Origin of the sequence: Pseudomonas sp. Leaf48 (genome assembly GCF_001421885.1) — a bacterium.
Taxonomy (GTDB): Bacteria; Pseudomonadota; Gammaproteobacteria; order Pseudomonadales; family Pseudomonadaceae; genus Aquipseudomonas.
In genome coordinates this window covers 17,851-37,002 of the sequence record NZ_LMLH01000015.1, presented here as the reverse complement: position 1 = coordinate 37,002, position 19,152 = coordinate 17,851, and the positions used below count along the sequence as shown (strand labels likewise).

The following is a 19,152-nucleotide window of genomic DNA, read 5'->3' as shown; positions in this document are numbered from 1 at the left end:
CCGTACCCTGTGCAGGTGCGAGCAGGCTCCGGGCGGCGATCCGACGATGGGCGTGAACGATAACGCTTAAAGCCAGATACCCAGCGGTGCTTGCGGTTTTTCGCGAGCAGGCTCGCTCCTACAGGGGTTTGCGTCGTTTCAGGGATTGCCTGTTAACATGCCTTTTCGGCCAGGCGGACTGCCGTTTTTGGCTGTTTACCGGTATACTCGCCGGCTTTCAAAAGTTCGCCAACGAGTGCTGCCCGCCATGGAAATCAACCCGATCCTTAACACCATCAAGGACCTGTCCGAGCGCTCCGAAACTATTCGGGGGTATCTTTGACTACGATCAAAAGCATGAGCGTCTGACTGAAGTCAATCGCGAGCTTGAAGATCCGAGTGTCTGGAACAAACCTGAATACGCCCAGGAGCTGGGCCGCGAGCGTGCTGCACTGGCGCAGATCGTCGAAACCCTGGACGAACTGAACACCGGTCTGGCCGATTGCCGCGACCTGCTGGACATGGCCGTCGAAGAAAACGATGAAGGCGCAGTGGGCGATGTCGTCGCCGAGCTGGCCCGTCTCGAGGAAAACCTCGCCAAGCTTGAATTCCGCCGCATGTTCAGCCACGAAATGGACCCGAACAACGCCTACCTGGACATCCAGGCCGGCTCCGGCGGCACCGAAGCCCAGGATTGGGCCAACATCCTGTTGCGCATGTACCTGCGCTGGGCTGACAAACGCGGTTTCGACGCGACCATCATGGAACTGTCCGCCGGTGAAGTCGCCGGGATCAAGGGCGCCACCGTGCACATCAAGGGCGAATACGCCTTTGGCTGGCTGCGTACCGAAATCGGCGTGCACCGTCTGGTGCGCAAGAGCCCGTTCGACTCCGGCAATCGTCGTCACACATCTTTCTCTGCGGTGTTCGTTTCCCCGGAGATCGATGACAAGGTCGAAATCGAAATCAACCCGGCAGACTTGCGGATCGACACCTATCGTTCCTCGGGTGCCGGTGGTCAGCACGTAAACACCACCGACTCGGCCGTACGTATCACCCACGTACCGACGAACACCGTGGTCAGCTGCCAGAACGAACGTTCCCAGCACGCCAACAAGGACACCGCCATGAAAATGCTGCGGGCCAAGTTGTATGAGCAGGAAATGCAGAAACGCAACGCGGCCTCCCAGGCCCTGGAAGACACCAAGTCCGATATCGGCTGGGGTCACCAGATTCGTTCGTACGTGCTGGATGCCTCGCGGATCAAGGATTTGCGCACTAACATCGAACGCAGCGACTGCGACAAGGTACTCGACGGCGATATCGACGAATACCTGGAAGCCAGCCTGAAATCCGGGCTGTAAGACATGCAATACGGGATCGGTCTCGATCCCTTGTAGGAGCCGGCTTGCTGGCGATCCCCGGCCGCAGGCCGGGGGCAACGAACCCGTGATGGAATATTTAAAGACATGAGCGACCAAGAACTCGACCCGCAAGCCCTGCAACAGGAAGAAAACTCCCTGATCGCCCTGCGCAAGGAAAAGCTTGCTGCCGAGCGCGCCAAGGGCAATGCCTTCCCCAACGACTTCCGCCGCGACAACTACTGCGATGTGCTGCAGAAACAGTACGCGGACAAGACCAAGGAAGAGCTGGCAGAGGCTGCGATCCCGGTCAAGGTTGCCGGTCGTATCATGCTCAACCGTGGCTCGTTCATGGTAATCCAGGACATGACCGGACGAATCCAGGTCTACGTCAACCGCAAGACTCTGTCCGAAGAAACCCTGGCCGCGGTGAAAACCTGGGACATGGGCGACATCATTGCCGCCGAAGGCACCCTGGCCCGTTCCGGCAAAGGTGACCTGTACGTTGAAATGACCAACGTGCGCCTGCTGACCAAGTCCCTGCGCCCACTGCCGGACAAGCACCACGGCCTGACCGACACCGAGCAGCGCTACCGCCAGCGTTATGTTGACCTGATCGTCAACGAAGACGTGCGCCAGACGTTCCGCGTGCGTTCGCAAGTCATCGCCCACATCCGTACCTTCCTGATGAAGCGTGACTTCCTGGAAGTGGAAACGCCGATGCTGCAATCCATTCCGGGCGGCGCGGCAGCCAAACCGTTTGAAACCCACCACAACGCGCTGGACATGGAAATGTTCTTGCGCATTGCGCCTGAGTTGTACCTCAAGCGGCTTGTTGTTGGCGGGTTTGAAAAAGTGTTCGAGATCAACCGCAACTTCCGTAACGAAGGCGTATCGACTCGTCACAACCCTGAATTCACCATGTTGGAGTTCTATCAGGCTTACGCCGACTACGAAGACAACATGGACCTGACCGAAGAACTGTTCCGTGAGCTGGCGCAGCTGGTTCTGGGCAGCACCGATGTGCCGTACGGCGACAAGGTGTTCCACTTCGGCGAGCCGTTCGTGCGTCTGTCGGTGTTCGACTCGATCCTCAAGTACAACCCTGAGCTGACCGCTGACGACCTGAACGACATCGACAAGGCCCGTGCCATCGCCAAGAAAGCCGGCGCCAAGGTGCTGGGTTTCGAAGGCCTGGGTAAATTGCAGGTGATGATTTTCGAAGAGCTGGTCGAGCACAAACTGGAGCAGCCGCACTTCATCACCCAGTACCCGTTCGAAGTGTCGCCGCTGGCCCGTCGCAACGACGACAACCCGAACGTCACCGACCGTTTCGAGCTGTTCATCGGCGGCCGTGAAATCGCCAACGCCTACTCCGAGTTGAACGACGCGGAAGACCAGGCCGAGCGCTTCATGGCCCAGGTGGCCGACAAGGACGCCGGCGACGACGAAGCCATGCACTACGACGCCGACTTCGTGCGTGCCCTTGAATACGGTATGCCGCCAACCGCCGGTGAAGGTATCGGCATCGACCGCCTGGTGATGTTGTTGACCAACTCACCGTCGATCCGCGACGTGATACTGTTCCCGCACATGCGGCCGCAAGCGTAAGTGTTTCACTTAAAAAACCGCCTCTTCAGGCGGTTTTTTATTGCCTGTCTGGTACAAACGTATCAACTTGTGACTTTCACCTGAGAGGAAATACCTGTCGTGATTCGTGCAATAGCTCAAGAAGGTGCAGCGGATATCGCCACTGCGGTCGCTGAAAGTGTTCAGTACCAGGGCCGCAAGGCCAGCCGACAGGGCAGCGAGCAGCGTCGACAGGACATCCTCGATGCCGCCATGCGCATCGTCGTGCGCGATGGCGTGCGGGCTGTACGCCACCGTGCGGTGGCGGCCGAGGCGGCGGTGCCATTGTCGGCGACCACCTACTATTTCAAGGATATCGATGACCTGCTCAACGATACCTTCGCCCAATACGTTGAGCGCAGCGCGGCCTACATGGCCAAGTTGTGGATCAACAATGAAGGCCTGTTGCGCGAGATGGTCGACAGCGGCGACGGCAGCCCGCAGGCGCGCTCGAAGCTGGCGGACAACATCGCACGGCTGATGACCGACTATGTCCATCGGCAACTGGTCAACCGCCGCGAGCACTTGATGGCCGAGCAGGCGTTTCGTCAGGAAGCGTTGCTCAACCCGCGCCTGGCCCAACTGGTGCGCTCGCATCAGCAGATTCTGCTGCAGGGCACCTGCCAGTTATTTCAGGTACTGGGTTCCCGTGAGCCTGACCAGGATGCCAAAGTGTTGACGGCGATTATCGGGCGGATGGAATATCAGGGCCTGCTCAATGACGCCGAACCTGACGCCGAAGAGGAAATGCTCGGTATCCTGACGCGTTACATGCATTTGGTGCTGGCGTCGGTGTGATTCCTGTAAGAGCGGGCTTGTGTGGTGAGAGGGGTTTTGTGGCCGGGGGACTTTTGTGGCTAGGGTGCTTGTGTGGCTAGGGTTGCTTTTGTGGCGAGGGGGCTTGCCCCCGTCGGGCCGCGAAGCGGCCCCAAAACAGGGACTACTGCGTAGTCCAACGTTGGCAAGCCCCCTCGCCACAAAAGCACCCTGGCCGCACAAGCCCCTTTGCCACACAGGCCCTCTTGCCACACAAGCCCCTCGCCACGGGCTCGCGTCCACAGGCTGAGGTGGTCATTTTAGGGCGAAGCGTGTCGATAGGGAGTGTTGAATGAGAGTCTGGCGTGTCGTTGTGATCGCCTTGTCGTTCCTGCTGCTCAGCGGCTGCCTGGTGACGTTCAAGGCGCCGCTGCCCACCAGCGAGCCCGCGCCCAAAGGGCTGCTTGGCGAATGGACCAGCACCAACGCCTGGGGTGAGCCGCTCAACCTGGAGCTGACCCGCATCGGCGATAATCGCTATCAGGCCGTCAGCTACTACAGGGCCAGGCCCAAGGAGCGCGAAGCTTATCCCTTCACCGTGTCGCGTCATGGCAATCGCTGGTATCTGTCGGCGAAAGTGCCGGCGCAGTTCGGCGGGCATTTCACTATCGCCGGCTTCGAACTCACCGACAAACATGAACTGGTGGTTTATAACCTCGACCTCGACCAGATCAACCAGGCCATCAAACAACGCTCCCTGAGCGGACAAGGCTTCCAGACTGACGATGGCGATGGCGTGCTGATCGACAGCAACATGGATCAAGTCTCGGCGTACCTCGACGACCCGGCCAATACCGATGTGTTCGTCGAGGCCGTGCGCTACCAGCACCAGGCCAAAACCAAATAACCCGGCACGTTTTTCTACAGGAGTTCCGCGTGGACGATTACCAGCAGTCGATACGCATTTTGTCTGACCGCATTGTGCTGGCGCAGACGCCGATTCGCGTACTCGATGCGGTCAAATGGGATGACAACATTCGCAAAGGCTTCCTGAAGGCCAAGGGCAAGGAAATGCCCGCAGTGGATCGCGACTACTACCTCAACCGGCCTCTGGCGTTCGACTCCAGCCAGGTGAAGCTGGAGTTCCAGAATATCGAGCGCGACATCACTCGCCAGCTCGGCCAGTTCAACCCGGTCGGGCAGATCATGCGGCGCATGTGCAAGGAATACCGCATGGTAGTGCGCATGCTCGAAGCGCGCGGTACCGAGGACTTCGGCCTGATTTCCCAGGAGCTTTACGGCGCCGCTTCCGATGCGTTCCACGCCGGAGACCCGACCCTGTCCGACCTGGGACTGATGCTGTCCGACTACCTGAACAACATCGACGGCCGTGGTGACCTCAAGGATGAACCCAAGACGCTGACCGCCAAGGAAGCGGTGGACATGCTGCAGCATCGCCTGAACAAAGTGTTTGGCGAGGCCGAGGAAACCATCCGGGTATTCGAATCCGACGGGATTGTTGCCGATGCGGCGGCCGGTGCCGACTACATCAAGATCCGCACCGATGCGATGTTCAACCAGCGCGACGTGCGCGCCCTGGAAGTCCACGAAGGGCTGGTGCACGTTGGCACCACGCTCAACGGCTTGAACCAGCCTATCTGTACCTTCCTGTCCAAAGGCCCACCCTCGTCCACGGTGACCCAGGAAGGCCTGGCGATCCTGATGGAGATCATCACCTTCGCTTCCTACCCCAGTCGCTTGCGCAAACTGACCAACCGCACCCGGGCGATTCATATGGTGGAAGAGGGCGCCGACTTCCTGCAGGTGTTCGAGTTCTTCCGTGAGCAAGGCTTCGAGATGGCTGACAGCTATAGCAACACCAGCCGCGTTTTCCGCGGTTCGGTGCCGACAGGTCTGCCATTTACCAAAGACTTGTCCTATCTCAAGGGCTTCATCATGATTTACAACTACATTCAGCTGGCGGTGCGCAAAGGCAAGCTGGAGCAGATTCCGCTGCTGTTCTGCGGCAAGACCACTCTGGAAGACATGCGCACCTTGCGCCAGCTGGTGGATGAAGGCCTGGTGGTACCGCCCAAGTACCTGCCGGAACAGTTTCGCGACATGAACGCATTGTCGGCGTGGATGTGCTTCTCCAACTTCCTCAACCACCTGAGCCTGGACCGGATCGAGGCGGATTACTCCAACATCCTGTGAGTGAGTCGGCCCCTGTGGGAGCGGGCTTGCTCGCGAATGCGGTCTAACATTCAGAACGTCTATTGACTGACACACTGCTTTCGCGAGCAAGCCCGCTCCCACATTCGTTCTGTGTTCCAACCACCATTAATGCGAGGCTTCAACGGATGAGAATCCTCGGCATCGTTTGCCTCCTCCTGACCTTGAGCGGTTGCGGCTCGTTGCTGTTCTACCCTGAACCCGGCCAGCTATTCACCCCGGAAAAAGCCGGTCTTCAATACCGCGAGGTCACCCTGACCACCGCAGACGGCCTCAAGCTGAATGCCTGGTGGCTGCCGGCGAAGCAGGGTGTCGAAGTCAAAGGCACTGTCCTGCACCTGCACGGCAACGGTGGCAACCTGCCTATGCACCTCGGCGGCAGCTTCTGGTTACCGAAAAACGGTTACCAGGTGTTGCTGATCGACTATCGCGGATACGGCCTGTCCGAGGGCGAACCGAGCCTGTCGGGGATCTATCAGGACATCGACACCGCGTTCAAATGGCTCGACCAGGCACCCGAGGTCAAGGGCAAGCCGCTGGTCTTGCTCGGCCAGAGCCTGGGTGGCTCGATGGCCGTGCATTATCTGGTGCAGCACCCGCAACGGCAGAAGCAACTCAAGGCCATCGTGCTCGATGGCGCACCCGCCAGCTACCGCGACGTCGGGCAATTTGTCCTGAGTACGTCATGGCTGACCTGGCCATTTCAGGTGCCGCTGTCGTGGCTGGTACCGGATGGTGACAGCGCGATCAATTCAATCGCGCAACTCAAAGGCGTGCCGAAACTGATCTACCACAGCATCGACGATCCGATCGTGCCTCTTTCCAACGGCATCCGTCTGTATCAAGCTGCGCCGCCGCCGCGAGTGTTGCAACTGACCCGGGGCGGTCATGTGCAGACCTTCGCCGACCCGGTCTGGCGCAACGTCATGCTGCGTTATCTTGATGACCCGCAGCATTTCAACGGTCTGCGCCGCCTGGGTGAAATCCCCAATTACCCGGCGCCCCAGCATTCTGAAGATGAACCACCAGAGAGTCCGCAATGAGTGAAGAACGTAATGCCATCCCGCTGATCATCACCGGTATCTGCAGCATCCTCGGCACGGTAGCTGCCCTGTGGTGGTACGGCTACCTGCACTTTGCCAAACCGGAAGACGCGCTGCTGCTCAGCGAGTTCACCATGCTCAAGACGGTGCCGGGTGAAGACTACCGAGTCTCCCTGGAGCCGGCCTCGCAAGTGGCGCAGTGCGTTGATGGTGTGCTGGTGCTGTTCGACATGGACCAGAAAGGCCTGACCGGGGTGCTGGTGGACAGCAAGAAGAAAGCCGTGCGTTGCATGGGGCAGGAAACGCCGCAAAAGCTGGAGCAGTAAGACTGGATAAATCAACTGTGGGAGCGGGCTTGCTCGCGAATGCGGTCTTACATTCAACATCACTGTTGTCTGACACACCGCCTTCGCGAGCAAGCCCGCTCCCACATTGGTTACGTATTTCCACCCGTTATTGGCTGTTTACACTCACCGCCGAACGCGGAATCACCGGCTGGTTGTCATTGGAAATAGTCACTTCTACCCGACGGTTCATCGCCCGCCCCGAAGTACTGGTGTTATCGGCTACAGGATATTCCTTGCCATAACCCTGGGCGACGATGCGCGTCGGATCAACACCCATCTTCACCAGCGCCGCACGCACGGAGTTTGCGCGGCGTTCCGACAGCGACTGGTTGTGCGAAGCCGTACCGGTACTGTCGGTATAGCCTTCGACAATCACTTTACGGTCCGGGTTTTCCTGCAGGTACTGCGCCAGTTTATTGGTGTTGACCAAGCCGTTGGAGTTCAGCTCGGCTTTGTCGGTGGCGAACAGTACGTCACCGAAGGTCACCAGGGTGCCGCGATCGGTCTGCTTGGCGTTGAGGCTGTTCTGCAACTGTTTGATCTGTTGGTCGCGGGCATCCAGTCGGGCCTGGGCCCGTTGCGCCGAGGCGTCTTTGAGATTGGCTTCGGCGGTGCGCAGGGCGATGGTTTGCTTGGCGACTTCCACCCGCTGGTTGGTCAGATACGCCAGTTGGTCAACCTGGGCCGCGTCTTCCTTGTCCATGTAGGCCTTGTCGGCCTTGTTCAAATAGTCGCTGGCTTCCTTGGTTTCCAGAGCGGCGACTTTGCTTGCCTGCGGGTTGGCCTGCAGGCCGGCGTAATTGGTTCTGGCCTGTTCGAGGTTGGCGTTGGGAGGCGTGGAGCAGGCCGCCAAGGCAACGGTGACAGCCAGCAGGGCAGGGATCATCAATTGTGTGCGCTTCATGGTTTCGTCCTTTTAGTTGAATAAGAAATACGTCGTGCCGCGGCGTTTATTGAACGGTGCGCTGGCTTTCCTGACGCAGTTCCTGGACCCCTTTCTGAGAGTCCTTCACCGTCTGATCAGCTTTCATGGCCTGGGCCTTGCGCTCGGCCACGCGAGCGTCCCACTCGGCTTGTTCGGCGAGCAGTCGGGCCTCGTCGTATTTCTTGTCATGCATGGCGATCTCGGCCTGCTTGAGCTTGTCCTGGGCGGATTTCATTTCCACCGCGGCGAACTCGGTGCCACCGGCGCTCACGGCGTCGTTAACGGCTGATTGGGTTACCGCGTATTGCTCGGTGGGAGGGTTACCGGCGCAACCGGCCAGAATCAGGCCGGTGCCGAGGGCCAGCGCCGCCAGTTTCAAACTGCGCAGGTGGGTGAACGAGGGGATGCCAGTACGGGTTTTCATAGTCTTCAACTCCATTGGGTCAACTCCAGATAAACGTTGAAAATCCATCCTGGGCAAGGAGCCGCGAACCGTCTAATTCGAGAGAATTTGAAACGCTCGTCCCAGGTGTGGTTACCTGGTTGACCCGGAGCTTTTTTCGAAAGTTCAGAGAAATTTAGCCAGCTATCGAAAAACCGTGACGGAATCGGCAGGGTTCCAGACCGTGTTTTTGGGAGTGGAGTATGTTTGCGATGGTTGTTAACGATTACGCGGGGTGTCTGGTTCGCCGCGGTGGTCTTGAGTCCATCGCGAGCGTGCTCGCTCCTACAGTGGACCGYATTCCCAGGTAGGAGCGAGCATGCTCGCGATGGTGGTTAACGATTACGCGGGGAGTCCGGTTCCCCACGGTGTCCTTGAGTCCATCGCGAGCAGGTATGGCGGGGAGGGAGATCAGTGTTTCTGCTTGTCGTCGCCGGCTGCCAAATCGTGTAGATGGCGACGTGACAGGGCTAGAAAACGCGGGGTCGGCCCGACGTCTTCATACAGCGGATCACCCTCTTCATCGGTGGCGACCACGGTCGAGCCTTTCACATAGGGGAAGCTTCTTTCCAGTTCCTCCAGGGCGGCACCGATCAGGTCACCGAGCAGTTCTTCGGGATGCCGCTTGGGGTACATATCGATGATCGCCGCCAGGCGGGCGGCGGCTTCCACGTCCAGATGAATCGAGTAGCCGGTATCGGTCAGGCGACCCTTGGCGTTTTCTTCCCAATGGTGGGCGAGTTCGCGGATTTTCATAGAGACCTCATGGTGCGTCTGCTCGTGGCAGGCAGTGTGAGTATCCGGCAAGTGCCGGCGAAGGTCGTTGTACGGCCTTCTGTTGAGACTAGCTTCAACCGGCAAAGTTTGACGTCACTTCGTCGTCTGGCTTGTAAGAACCCGTCTGGAGCGGCACTCTCTAGGTTAAAAGCCGCCCGGATTCTTTGCTGGAGACCCGCTGATGACCGATATTGATGCACGCTTGCGCGAAGACGTTCACCTGTTGGGTGAGCTGCTGGGCAACACCATTCGTGAACAGTATGGCGAGGGGTTTCTCGACAAGATCGAGCAGATCCGCAAGGGCGCCAAGGCCGACCGTCGTGGCTCCATGGATGCCGAGCTCAGCGCCAGTCTCAATCAACTGACCGAAGACGAATTGCTGCCGGTGGCGCGGGCGTTCAACCAGTTTCTCAACCTGGCCAACATCGCCGAGCAGTACCAACTGATCCACCGTCGCGAAGAAACCCAGGCCGCGCCGTTCGAAGCCCGGGTACTGCCTGAATTGCTCGCGCGCCTGCGCGCCGAAGGGCACGGTGCCGAGGCGCTGGCCCGGCAATTGGGACGACTGGAGATCGAGCTGGTCCTCACGGCGCACCCGACCGAGGTCGCCCGGCGCACGCTGATCCAGAAATACGACGCCATTGCCGCGCAACTGGCGGCGCTGGACCACCGCGACCTGACCGCTAGCGAGCGGGAACAGATCCAGGCCACGCTCCAGCGCCTGATCGCCGAAGCCTGGCACACCGAAGAAATCCGCCGCACCCGCCCGACACCGGTTGACGAAGCCAAATGGGGTTTCGCGGTGATCGAACATTCGCTGTGGCAGGCGATCCCCAATTACCTGCGCAAGGCCGATCAGGCCCTGCATGCCGCCACTGGCCTGCGTTTGCCACTGGAAGCGGCGCCGATCCGCTTTGCCTCGTGGATGGGCGGTGACCGCGACGGCAACCCCAACGTGACGGCGACGGTCACCCGCGAAGTACTACTGCTGGCGCGCTGGATGGCGGCAGACCTGTATTTGCGCGATGTCGATCACCTGGCCGCTGAATTGTCCATGCAACAGGCCAGCGAAGCACTCAAGGCCAAGGCCGGCGACAGCGCCGAACCTTACCGGGCGGTGCTCAAACAGCTGCGAGAGCGCTTGCGGGCGACGCGCAACTGGGCGCACAGCGCATTGTCGGCGCCGACGCCGGCACCGGCCGATGTGCTGCAAAACAACCGTGAGCTGCTCGACCCGCTGGAGCTGTGCTTTCAGTCATTGCACGAGTGCGGCATGGGCGTGATTGCCGACGGCCCGTTGCTCGACTGCCTGCGCCGGGCAGTGACCTTCGGCCTTTTCCTGGTGCGCCTCGATGTGCGTCAGGACTCGTCGCGGCACACCGGTGCCATGACCGAAATTACCGACTACCTGGGCCTGGGTCGCTACGAAGACTGGAGCGAGGAAGAGCGCATCGCCTTCCTGCTGCGCGAACTGGGCAACCGTCGACCATTGCTGCCGACTTACTTCAAACCTTCTGCCGACACCGCCGAAGTACTGGCGACCTGCCGGGAAATCGCAGCCGCACCGGGCGCGTCCCTGGGTTCTTACGTGATCTCCATGGCCGGCGCCGCTTCCGATGTGCTGGCCGTGCAATTGCTGCTCAAAGAGTCCGGCGTGTTGCGGCCGATGCGTGTGGTGCCGCTGTTCGAAACCCTGGCCGACCTCGACAACGCCGGCCCGGTGATCGAGAAATTGTTGCTGTTGCCGGGTTATCGCTCTCGCCTGCAAGGGCCGCAGGAAGTGATGATCGGCTACTCCGACTCGGCCAAGGACGCCGGCACCACGGCGGCGGCCTGGGCGCAGTATCGGGCGCAGGAGCGCCTGGTGGATATCTGCCGCGAACAGCAAGTGGAACTGCTGCTGTTCCACGGTCGCGGCGGCACCGTGGGCCGTGGCGGCGGCCCGGCCCATGCGGCGATTCTGTCGCAGCCGCCGGGGTCGGTGGCGGGGCGCTTCCGAACCACCGAGCAGGGGGAAATGATTCGATTCAAGTTCGGCCTGCCGGACATCGCCGAACAGAACCTCAACCTTTATCTGGCGGCGGTGCTTGAAGCGACCCTGTTGCCACCGCCACCACCGACACCTGAGTGGCGACACTTGATGGACGAACTGGCGGCCGACGGTGTCAGCGCCTATCGCGCCGTGGTGCGGGAAAATCCGCAGTTCGTCGAGTACTTCCGCCAGTCCACCCCGGAGCAGGAACTCGGCCGCTTGCCTTTGGGCAGCCGGCCGGCCAAGCGACGGGCCGGCGGGATCGAGAGCCTGCGGGCGATTCCATGGATCTTCGGCTGGACCCAGACACGCCTGATGCTGCCGGCCTGGCTCGGCTGGGAAGCGGCCCTGAGCAAGGCGCTGGAACGCGGCGAAGGCGAACTGTTGGGGCAGATGCGCGAGCAGTGGCCGTTCTTCCGTACCCGTATCGATATGCTGGAAATGGTCCTGGCCAAAGCCGACGCGGATATTGCGCGGTCCTACGACGAGCGTCTGGTCGAGGCGGATCTGCTGCCATTGGGCGCGCACTTACGCGACCTATTGTCGCAGGCGTGCACCATCGTCCTGGGCCTGACCGGTCAGTCGCAGCTGCTGGCACATAGCCCAGCCACCCTTGAGTTCATCCGCTTGCGCAACACTTACCTCGACCCGCTACATCTATTGCAGGCCGAGTTGCTGGCCCGTTCGCGACTGCAGGATGTAGCGCAGGGCAGCCCAGTAGAACAGGCCTTGCTGGTGTCTGTGGCGGGGATTGCCGCCGGTTTGCGTAACACCGGCTAAGGTTTTTGCCTCGGGTTCAGGCCTGCGGTCGATGTGCCGCAGGTCCGCGCATGGCCGTTGGGAAAGTACTGCCAGGCGACAGTTAATGATGGGGTTGCGACTTGTAAAACTCAGTGGCCGGGTCACATCGGGCAGCGGTTTCTCCGACTTTTGCCGTCTTGTGTGGGCGCAGCCTGCTGTGTATCTTGATCAGCCTTTGGCCGTTTGGGCGGCCACGACCCTATTTTTGAGATTGGCCCCACGAGGCGAATCTGACGTTATCCATATAAAAAATTGAGGAGCACATCGATGCGCGTCATTCTGCTGGGAGCTCCCGGGGCCGGTAAAGGTACTCAGGCTCAGTTCATCACCGAAAAATTCGGCATTCCGCAAATCTCCACCGGCGACATGCTGCGTGCTGCGGTCAAGGCCGGCACAGAGCTGGGCATCAAGGCCAAGAGCATCATGGATGCCGGCGGCCTGGTATCCGACGACCTGATCATCGCACTGGTCAAGGACCGCATTGCCCAGTCCGACTGCGCCAACGGTTTCCTGTTCGACGGCTTCCCGCGCACCATTCCTCAGGCAGAAGCCCTGGTGACTGCCGGTGTCGAACTGGATGCGGTTGTTGAAATCGCCGTTGAAGACGAAGAAATCGTCCAGCGTATCGCCGGTCGCCGTGTTCACGAGGCCAGCGGTCGCGTTTACCACATCGTCTACAACCCGCCGAAAGTGGCCGGCAAGGACGACGTCACCGGTGAAGAGCTGGTGCAGCGCAAAGACGACACCGAAGAAACCGTGCGTCATCGCCTGTCGGTCTACCATTCGCAGACCAAGCCGCTGGTGGATTTCTACCAGAAGCTGTCCGCTGCCAATGGCAAGCCCAAGTACAGCCATATCGAAGGCGTCGGTTCGGTTGAAGCGATCACCTCCAAGGTGCTTGCTGCCCTGAGCTGATCACTTGCTGCATGATCTACGGCCCGCTTGCGGGCCGTAGTTGTTTATACTGACGCACTTTTTCTGACCTCTTGTTACGGACACATCGATGAGCACCTTGCTGGCCCTGGACACCGCGACTGAAGCTTGCTCCGTTGCCTTGCTGCATGACGGCAAGGTCACGAGCCATTACGAGGTGATCCCGCGCCTGCATGCGCAGAAGCTGTTGCCGATGATCCAGCAATTGCTCGCTGATGCCGGGACTACCCTGCAAGCTGTGGATGCCATCGCTTTTGGCCGTGGCCCGGGGGCCTTCACTGGCGTTCGAATTGCCATCGGTGTGGTCCAGGGCCTGGCGTTCGCCCTCGATCGCCCGGTGTTGCCGGTGTCGAACCTGGCGGTGCTGGCGCAACGCGCCTTTCGCGAGCATGGCGCCAGCCAGGTTGCCGCCGCCATCGATGCGCGCATGGACGAAGTGTATTGGGGTTGCTACCGCGAAACGGCGGGGGAGATGCGACTGGCTGGCGTTGAGGCGGTATTGCCTCCGGAAGTGGCGGCGTTGCCGGCGGACGCCAGTGGCGAATGGTTCGGCGCGGGCACCGGTTGGGGGTATGCCGAACGTATTGCTGTCAGCCTGACCGGCCAGGACGCGGGCATGCTGCCTCACGCCGAAGACCTGCTGACCCTGGCGCGATTTGCCTGGGCGCGGGGCGAGGCGATCGTGGCCGATCAAGCGCAGCCGGTTTATCTGCGCGATAAAGTGGCGACGCCTAAATTACCGAAAACATGATTAATGCGTAATTTTTCAAGGTTTCAGTAGTTCGCAATCTGGCTAACACAGCGGGACCAAGGCTCTTTTTCCGGCAACGGTTATAAGGGCTTTTAACTGTGTTGCATTGATTCTATTCATGCGCAATTTACCCTTTCTACAGGAGGGTTTATGTTGCCGCAACTGTCATATTTGACAGTTTCTTTTGCTTCTCCACATAGCGTTGAATGTCGGTTCATCGGCTCGGGGTGGCTCCCCTCCTGGATCTTGCCGTTACGTCTCGATCTATCGTCAGGAAGCCGCTTTGGATACCTGTCGTGTCCTCCGGGCTGGAAGCAGGAGCAGAAATGGAAATGGAATCGACTCAATTGAAAGCTCAAGGGGCCCTGCCTCTTGATCCTGGGTTCGGCGAATCAGGACAAGTCCGGCCAAATCTTCAAAGTGGTTCTGTGCGGGCAATGCAATTGTCAGCGGACGAATCGGTCTATTTTACGGCTTGGCAGAATGAAAACGCTTTGTATCGGACTACGCCTGACGGGGGCGTGGATCCGTCCTTCGGTAATGGAACAGGCCATGTAAAGTGGCGTTTTGTCAGCGGCGAAGAATCCAGACCTTCCTGCGTACTGGTGCAAGCGGACCACAAGATACTTGTCATCGGTGATACGTGAAGGGACGGTACCGGCCGCGTGGCACTGACGCGCTTCCACAGCTCTGGGAGTCCTGACCTGGTATTCGGCACAGTACTGATTCCGGTCCTTGATGAAGAATATGTACTGTTGGAGTTGGTCAGTGGTTATCTTCAGAGCGATGGAAAAATACTTGTAACGTTCAGCTACAGAACTGCTGAAGGGAGGCTGTCGCTGTTAATACGATTGACTGCTGCGACCGGGAGCCTTGATATGAGTTTCGGTAACGGAGGTGTTGCAGAAGTCAAACACGCAGACTACCCCATCGAATTGCGAAGTGTGCTTGTAAGAGACGATGGGAAGATTATTGTCGGCGGGACCGCTGACGATCAGTTGGTAATAGCCTGCGTTACACCCAACGGCGAGGTCGACACAACTTTCGCTGACAAAGGTTTTGGTTTTTACAGTAGCCCGGGAACCCCATTGAGAATGAGGCAGATGGTAGCGCAGGCCGATGGAAAATTGGTGTGTGCTGGCGCAGCCTCTATCGGAAACTCTAGAACAGTGGGCATGGTAATGCGGTTCAATGCCGACGCAAGTCCAGACTCGAGCTTCAACGGTGCGAGTCCCGTGCTCACTGATGCAGAACGAGACACGTTCTGGAACGCATTGGCTATTCAGTCGGATGGTAAAATTGTCATGACGGGGAACAATGCCAATCTTCAGTTATTGGTCATTGCGGCCAGGCTACTTCCGGATGGGAGACCTGATACCAGTTTCGGTGGCAATGGCTGGGGCAGTCTCGGTGTAGGCGGACTTTCATGGGGGGTCAGCGTTCAAAGCAATCGAATCATTGTAGCGGGTGAGAATTTGAATGACGCGGGGGCCCGCACTCCAACGGTATATGGCGTCCAGTTGTGAACTGACGCCTTGGCGAGTTTGCCTTAAATGACCAGCCTATCGAATTGATAGGCTGGTGGGGTGTGGTTGATCGGCGAACGGCTATTGCCGCCGCAGAAGATTACCAATCGTCATTTTCTGCCCCCGGCTTTAAACCTTTTCGCTTTTCTGTGTTCTAGTTATCACTCGGCCGTTTGCGCAGCAGATTCTGCGCCACTAAACTGCCATCACTGATTCCGAGCATGCATATATGCGTATAGACGGCGTTTCCTCTCAGTCCTACCCGATCAAGCGCAAGCCTCGCAAAGGCCCTGTGACGGAAGACGACTACGTCGATATCGACGGTGAGTTGGAGTTGCCCACGCAAGAACAACGGGCTGCCCGTGCTGCCAAAGCCTCTGCACAGAAACTGAGCAATCTGCCGGCTCGTCAGCAGGACATGATCTACCAGCGCTCCATGAGCAAAAGTGCGGCAATGGCCTTGGCCAGCTACCTGAGCACCGCCGGTTTCGTCGATTGGGAAGCGGACGTGCTGGGCCTCGACCTGTACATCTGATGTCGCTGCCTTACTACCTTGGTTGCCCGTCCTGGAGTGAAAACGCCTGGCGCGAGTACCTGTATCCGCCAGACGCCAGACCCGCCGATTTTCTGAATCTGTATTCCCAGGTATTCAACGCCGTGGAAGGCAATACGACCTTCTATGCGAGCCCGGCTGCCAATACGGTGCAACGCTGGGCCGAGAGCATGCCCGAGCACTTTCGTTTCACCGCCAAGTTCCCCCGTGAGATCAGCCACGGTGGCGATCTGCGCGAACAATTGACGGCCGCCGACACCTTCGTGCAATTGCTCAAGCCTCTGGGCGAACGGGTGTCGCCGCTGTGGTTGCAGTTATCGAAAAGCTTCACGCCACAACGTTTGCCCGAACTGGCCGGTTTTATCGATGCCTTGGAACGACCGTTGGCCGTTGAAGTGCGCCATGACGACTTCTTTGCCAGGGGTGACAGCGAGCGCATGCTCAATCGCCTGCTGCTCGACCGCGGCGTCGAACGTATCTGCCTCGATCCGCGAGCACTGTTCAGTTGCACCTCCACCGAACCCTCGGTGCTCCATGCCCAATCGAAGAAGCCCCGGGTTCCACCACGTCCGGCGGCGTTCACCCGATTTCCCCAAGTGCGTTTCATTGGCCATCCGCTGCTCGAAGCCAACGACCCGTTTCTGTTGCCGTGGGTGGAAAAGATCGCCCTGTGGATCGAAGAGGGCCGCACGCCCTACATCTTCCTGCACACCGCCGACAACCTGCTCGCGGCGAAGCTGGCGCAACGCTTCCACGGCATGCTGATGCAGCGCCTGCCTGGCTTGGCGGCGCTGGCTGAGCTATACAGAGAGCCCGTCATCGAGCAACTTGGCCTGCTCTGAGGCGAACTCTTTTCCGTTCAGGAGGCTGCCAAATGGATGCGCAAACCCTTCGAGCCCAGGCGTTCCAGGCACTGCACGAACGCAACGGCGCTTTTGTGATTCCCAATCCGTGGGACGCCGGCTCGGCGAAAATGCTCGCCAGTCTCGGCTTCGAGGCGCTGGCCACCACCAGTGCCGGTTATGCTTTTTCCCGGGGGCGTCCCGATGGTGGACTGACCCTGGACGAGACCCTGCTCAACGTCCAGGCGATTGTCGCGGCCAGCGATCTGCCGGTGGCGGTTGATCTGGAAAACGGTTTCGCCGACAACCCCGTCGATTGCGCGAAAAGCATTCTGCGCGCAGCCGAGGCCGGTGCCGTTGGCGGTTCGATTGAAGATGCCACGGGGCGTGAAGAAGGTCCGATCTACTGCTTCGAACATGCTGTGGCGCGCATTGAAGCTGCAGTGGTGGCCGCGCGCAGCTTGCCTTTTCACTTCACGCTGACGGCCCGGGCGGAGAACTATCTGCACGGCAAGCCGGACCTCGCCGACACCATCCGCCGCTTGCAGGCGTTTGCCGAGGCTGGCGCCGACGTGCTTTATGCGCCGGGCCTGCGCAGCGCCGAGGAAGTCCTGGCAGTAGTGCGTGCCGTGGCGCCCAAGCCGGTCAATGTGTTGATGTCCGGTGGCTTGAAACTGACGGTCGAGCAGTTGAGCGAAATGGGCGTCAAGCGCATCAGCGTCGGTTCGGCGTTGGCGCTGGCGGCCTATGGCGAGTTTTTTCGTGCTGCCGAAGAAATCCGCACGTCGGGCACCTTTGGCTTCACCTCCCGCAGCATGCCGTTCCAGCAGGCCAATAATCTGTTCAAAGGCTGACCATGCGTGGCGCAAGGTGGCTGCTGGTGCTGCTGTTGATCAGCGGCGCAGCGGTGGTGGGCGTCTGGCGCGGCTGGATCGACCTGGCGCCGCAATGGAACCCCTGGGCGCCGCTGGATGTGAAGGCCACGCCGAACCTGCTGACCCGCTACAAGCTGATGCGTCTGCGTGATGACCCGCAACTGTGCGATCAAGCGCTGGGCAGTTCCGGCCTGCGCGTCACCCACCAGGCTGACAGCCCTGACGCGACGTGCCCGTTGACCGGTACCTTGCGCGTGCAAGGTGGCGAGGTGGGCCTGAGCAGCAGTTTTCTCGCCAGTTGCCGCCTCGCCGTGTCCTTTGCCCTGTTCGAGCACCATGTGTTGCAGCCCGCCGCGCAGGCGGTCTACGGGCAAGCGGTGACGCGAGTCGAGCATCTGGGCAGCTTTGCCTGTCGCAACGTCTACAGCCGCGAGAACGGCCGGCGCAGCCAGCATGCCAGTGCCAATGCGCTGGATATCGCCGGTTTCCGCCTGGCCGATGGCCGGGCCATCAGCGTGCTCAAGGATTGGCCCAAGGATAATCAGGAAGCGCTGTTCCTGCGTCAGGTTCGCGACGGCGCCTGCGGGATGTTCAGTGTGGTGTTGAGCCCGGACTACAACGCAGCCCACCGCAATCACTTTCATGTGGATGTCGGGCCGTGGTGGGTCTGTCGCTGAGGGTCAGGCGGCGATGCGCAGGTTCTGCAGGATGATCGGGCGCGCCCAACCATTGTCAAAGTCGAGCTGTTTCTGTTGTTCCACCAACTCTTCAGGCGAGAACGGCGGGAACGGCTTGTCGAGCAGGTCGAGTTCGAACTCGGCGATCGGCAGGTGCAACGCACGGGGTTGCGGCGCCGGGCCTGCTAGCGGCACAGGCTGGCCGGCGTTGAGCACGATCGGGCGCACCCAGCCGCTGTCGAAGTCCTGCTGTTTTTGCTGGGCGACGATTTCATCTGCCGGGAATGGAGGGAGCGGCTTGTCGGCCAGGTCCATTTCGAACTCGGCAATCGGCAGGAACAGCGGTTCAGGCGGGCGGACTTCGTTGTCCTGCACATCGCATAAACGCTGGGACACGATGTGTGCCAACAGTTCGCTACCTACAGTGGGCTCGATCGGGCTGTCGAGGTCGACGGGTGGAAAGTTGAGCGATTCAGGCAGCACCTCACCCGACTGATCGGCCAGCGCACGGGCGAAGAAATCCTGCCAGATGTGACTGACGCCGCTCAGTGCCTGGGTGTTTCGCAGGTTGTAATCGCCGTAGGGCGAGATAAAACCTGTGATTGTCGGTTGAATGTCTGACATTTCTCTCGGTCGACGCTCAGCTCTGGCAAAATGCTCGATAGTTTTGT

20 protein-coding genes are annotated in these 19,152 nt (G+C 59.7%); 16 read left to right on the top strand and 4 right to left on the bottom strand.

All coding sequences use genetic code 11. The annotated features are described in order from the left end of the window. The first annotated feature begins 247 nt into the window (after positions 1-247). From prfB to ASE98_RS13290, 7 genes are all read left to right on the top strand, one after another. Positions 248-1,343 (top strand): peptide chain release factor 2 gene (gene prfB / locus ASE98_RS25855; protein WP_103394385.1). Its coding sequence is split into 2 segments (ribosomal slippage): positions 248-319 and positions 321-1,343, totalling 1,095 coding nucleotides; the frame shifts between segments, so codons are not numbered across the junction. A gap of 105 nt (positions 1,344-1,448) precedes the next feature. Further along, positions 1,449-2,951 carry a lysine--tRNA ligase gene (lysS, locus tag ASE98_RS13315; protein ID WP_060541828.1) on the top strand — a complete coding sequence of 501 codons (1,503 nt, stop codon included), beginning with the start codon at positions 1,449-1,451 and terminating at the stop codon, positions 2,949-2,951. 111 nt (positions 2,952-3,062) lie between these two features. Beyond that, complete coding sequence (locus ASE98_RS13310) at positions 3,063-3,767, top strand: TetR/AcrR family transcriptional regulator (protein WP_177336972.1); 705 nt, start codon at positions 3,063-3,065, stop codon at positions 3,765-3,767. A gap of 310 nt (positions 3,768-4,077) precedes the next feature. After that, positions 4,078-4,632 carry a hypothetical protein gene (locus ASE98_RS13305; protein ID WP_060541827.1) on the top strand — a complete coding sequence of 185 codons (555 nt, stop codon included), beginning with the start codon at positions 4,078-4,080 and terminating at the stop codon, positions 4,630-4,632. A gap of 29 nt (positions 4,633-4,661) precedes the next feature. After that, on the top strand, positions 4,662-5,939 hold the full coding sequence (locus ASE98_RS13300; protein WP_060541826.1) for a flavohemoglobin expression-modulating QEGLA motif protein: 1,278 nt from the start codon (positions 4,662-4,664) through the stop codon (positions 5,937-5,939). A 146-nt stretch (positions 5,940-6,085) separates the two neighbouring features. Continuing rightward, positions 6,086-7,000: an alpha/beta hydrolase gene (locus ASE98_RS13295; protein ID WP_060541825.1), complete on the top strand. Its 915-nt coding sequence runs from the start codon at positions 6,086-6,088 to the stop codon at positions 6,998-7,000. Then, the gene (locus ASE98_RS13290; RefSeq protein ID WP_060541824.1) at positions 6,997-7,326 is read left to right on the top strand and encodes a hypothetical protein; all 330 of its coding nucleotides are present in this window, start codon (positions 6,997-6,999) and stop codon (positions 7,324-7,326) included. Before ASE98_RS13295 ends, ASE98_RS13290 begins: the two co-directional genes overlap by 4 nt. 127 nt (positions 7,327-7,453) lie before the next feature. On the opposite strand, the gene ASE98_RS13285 is transcribed toward ASE98_RS13290, so the two are convergent. From ASE98_RS13285 to ASE98_RS13275, 3 genes are all read right to left on the bottom strand, one after another. Beyond that, on the bottom strand, positions 7,454-8,251 hold the full coding sequence (locus tag ASE98_RS13285) for an OmpA family protein (RefSeq protein ID WP_060541823.1): 798 nt from the start codon (positions 8,249-8,251) through the stop codon (positions 7,454-7,456). 46 nt (positions 8,252-8,297) lie between these two features. After that, positions 8,298-8,711 carry a DUF4398 domain-containing protein gene (locus ASE98_RS13280; RefSeq protein WP_060541822.1) on the bottom strand — a complete coding sequence of 138 codons (414 nt, stop codon included), beginning with the start codon at positions 8,709-8,711 and terminating at the stop codon, positions 8,298-8,300. 414 nt (positions 8,712-9,125) lie between these two features. After that, entirely contained in the window at positions 9,126-9,470 is a 345-nt protein-coding gene (locus ASE98_RS13275; protein ID WP_060541821.1) for a hypothetical protein, read from the bottom strand. Positions 9,471-9,672: 202 nt separating this feature from the next. Between ASE98_RS13275 and ppc the strand changes: the two genes are divergently transcribed. The 9 genes from ppc to ASE98_RS13230 all read left to right on the top strand — a co-directional run bounded on the left by ppc (position 9,673) and on the right by ASE98_RS13230 (position 18,481). After that, positions 9,673-12,303, top strand: a complete 2,631-nt coding sequence (gene ppc / locus ASE98_RS13270; RefSeq protein WP_060541820.1) for a phosphoenolpyruvate carboxylase — start codon at positions 9,673-9,675, stop codon at positions 12,301-12,303. Between the two features lie 288 nt (positions 12,304-12,591). Continuing rightward, positions 12,592-13,239, top strand: coding sequence for an adenylate kinase (adk, locus tag ASE98_RS13265; protein WP_060541819.1), 648 nt, complete (start codon positions 12,592-12,594; stop codon positions 13,237-13,239). 88 nt (positions 13,240-13,327) lie between these two features. Further along, positions 13,328-14,008 carry a tRNA (adenosine(37)-N6)-threonylcarbamoyltransferase complex dimerization subunit type 1 TsaB gene (gene tsaB, locus ASE98_RS13260; RefSeq protein ID WP_060541818.1) on the top strand — a complete coding sequence of 227 codons (681 nt, stop codon included), beginning with the start codon at positions 13,328-13,330 and terminating at the stop codon, positions 14,006-14,008. Positions 14,009-14,334: 326 nt separating this feature from the next. Further along, positions 14,335-14,655, top strand: a complete 321-nt coding sequence (locus tag ASE98_RS27215; RefSeq protein ID WP_060541817.1) for a hypothetical protein — start codon at positions 14,335-14,337, stop codon at positions 14,653-14,655. An 18-nt stretch (positions 14,656-14,673) separates the two neighbouring features. After that, positions 14,674-15,534 (top strand): hypothetical protein, encoded by an 861-nt coding sequence (locus ASE98_RS25850; protein WP_236707795.1) that lies wholly within the window; start codon positions 14,674-14,676, stop codon positions 15,532-15,534. Positions 15,535-15,763: 229 nt separating this feature from the next. After that, positions 15,764-16,069, top strand: coding sequence for a hypothetical protein (locus ASE98_RS13245; RefSeq protein WP_060541815.1), 306 nt, complete (start codon positions 15,764-15,766; stop codon positions 16,067-16,069). Then, entirely contained in the window at positions 16,069-16,929 is an 861-nt protein-coding gene (locus ASE98_RS13240; protein ID WP_060541814.1) for a DUF72 domain-containing protein, read from the top strand. Before ASE98_RS13245 ends, ASE98_RS13240 begins: the two co-directional genes overlap by 1 nt. A gap of 32 nt (positions 16,930-16,961) precedes the next feature. Then, entirely contained in the window at positions 16,962-17,783 is an 822-nt protein-coding gene (locus ASE98_RS13235; protein WP_060541813.1) for an isocitrate lyase/PEP mutase family protein, read from the top strand. 2 nt (positions 17,784-17,785) lie between these two features. Further along, positions 17,786-18,481, top strand: coding sequence for an extensin-like domain-containing protein (locus tag ASE98_RS13230; RefSeq protein WP_060541812.1), 696 nt, complete (start codon positions 17,786-17,788; stop codon positions 18,479-18,481). Between the two features lie 3 nt (positions 18,482-18,484). Here ASE98_RS13230 and ASE98_RS13225 read toward each other — a convergent pair whose 3' ends face one another. Next, the gene (locus tag ASE98_RS13225; protein ID WP_060541811.1) at positions 18,485-19,105 is read right to left on the bottom strand and encodes a hypothetical protein; all 621 of its coding nucleotides are present in this window, start codon (positions 19,103-19,105) and stop codon (positions 18,485-18,487) included. Positions 19,106-19,152: the final 47 nt, after the last annotated feature.

What these genes read in the sequence shown, in the direction of transcription:
- ASE98_RS13305 (WP_060541827.1), top strand. Translation starts at nt 4,078, where the DNA reads ATGAGAGTCTGGCGTGTCGTTGTGATCGCCTTGTCGTTCCTGCTGCTC.
- ASE98_RS13295 (WP_060541825.1), top strand. Translation starts at nt 6,086, where the DNA reads ATGAGAATCCTCGGCATCGTTTGCCTCCTCCTGACCTTGAGCGGTTGC.
- ASE98_RS13290 (WP_060541824.1), top strand. Translation starts at nt 6,997, where the DNA reads ATGAGTGAAGAACGTAATGCCATCCCGCTGATCATCACCGGTATCTGC.
- lysS (WP_060541828.1), top strand. Translation starts at nt 1,449, where the DNA reads ATGAGCGACCAAGAACTCGACCCGCAAGCCCTGCAACAGGAAGAAAAC.
- ppc (WP_060541820.1), top strand. Translation starts at nt 9,673, where the DNA reads ATGACCGATATTGATGCACGCTTGCGCGAAGACGTTCACCTGTTGGGT.
- ASE98_RS13225 (WP_060541811.1), bottom strand. Translation starts at nt 19,105, where the DNA reads ATGTCAGACATTCAACCGACAATCACAGGTTTTATCTCGCCCTACGGC.
- ASE98_RS13235 (WP_060541813.1), top strand. Translation starts at nt 16,962, where the DNA reads ATGGATGCGCAAACCCTTCGAGCCCAGGCGTTCCAGGCACTGCACGAA.
- ASE98_RS13280 (WP_060541822.1), bottom strand. Translation starts at nt 8,711, where the DNA reads ATGGAGTTGAAGACTATGAAAACCCGTACTGGCATCCCCTCGTTCACC.
- ASE98_RS13285 (WP_060541823.1), bottom strand. Translation starts at nt 8,251, where the DNA reads ATGAAGCGCACACAATTGATGATCCCTGCCCTGCTGGCTGTCACCGTT.
- adk (WP_060541819.1), top strand. Translation starts at nt 12,592, where the DNA reads ATGCGCGTCATTCTGCTGGGAGCTCCCGGGGCCGGTAAAGGTACTCAG.
- ASE98_RS13240 (WP_060541814.1), top strand. Translation starts at nt 16,069, where the DNA reads ATGTCGCTGCCTTACTACCTTGGTTGCCCGTCCTGGAGTGAAAACGCC.
- tsaB (WP_060541818.1), top strand. Translation starts at nt 13,328, where the DNA reads ATGAGCACCTTGCTGGCCCTGGACACCGCGACTGAAGCTTGCTCCGTT.
- ASE98_RS13245 (WP_060541815.1), top strand. Translation starts at nt 15,764, where the DNA reads ATGCGTATAGACGGCGTTTCCTCTCAGTCCTACCCGATCAAGCGCAAG.
- ASE98_RS13275 (WP_060541821.1), bottom strand. Translation starts at nt 9,470, where the DNA reads ATGAAAATCCGCGAACTCGCCCACCATTGGGAAGAAAACGCCAAGGGT.
- ASE98_RS27215 (WP_060541817.1), top strand. Translation starts at nt 14,335, where the DNA reads ATGGAAATGGAATCGACTCAATTGAAAGCTCAAGGGGCCCTGCCTCTT.
- ASE98_RS13230 (WP_060541812.1), top strand. Translation starts at nt 17,786, where the DNA reads ATGCGTGGCGCAAGGTGGCTGCTGGTGCTGCTGTTGATCAGCGGCGCA.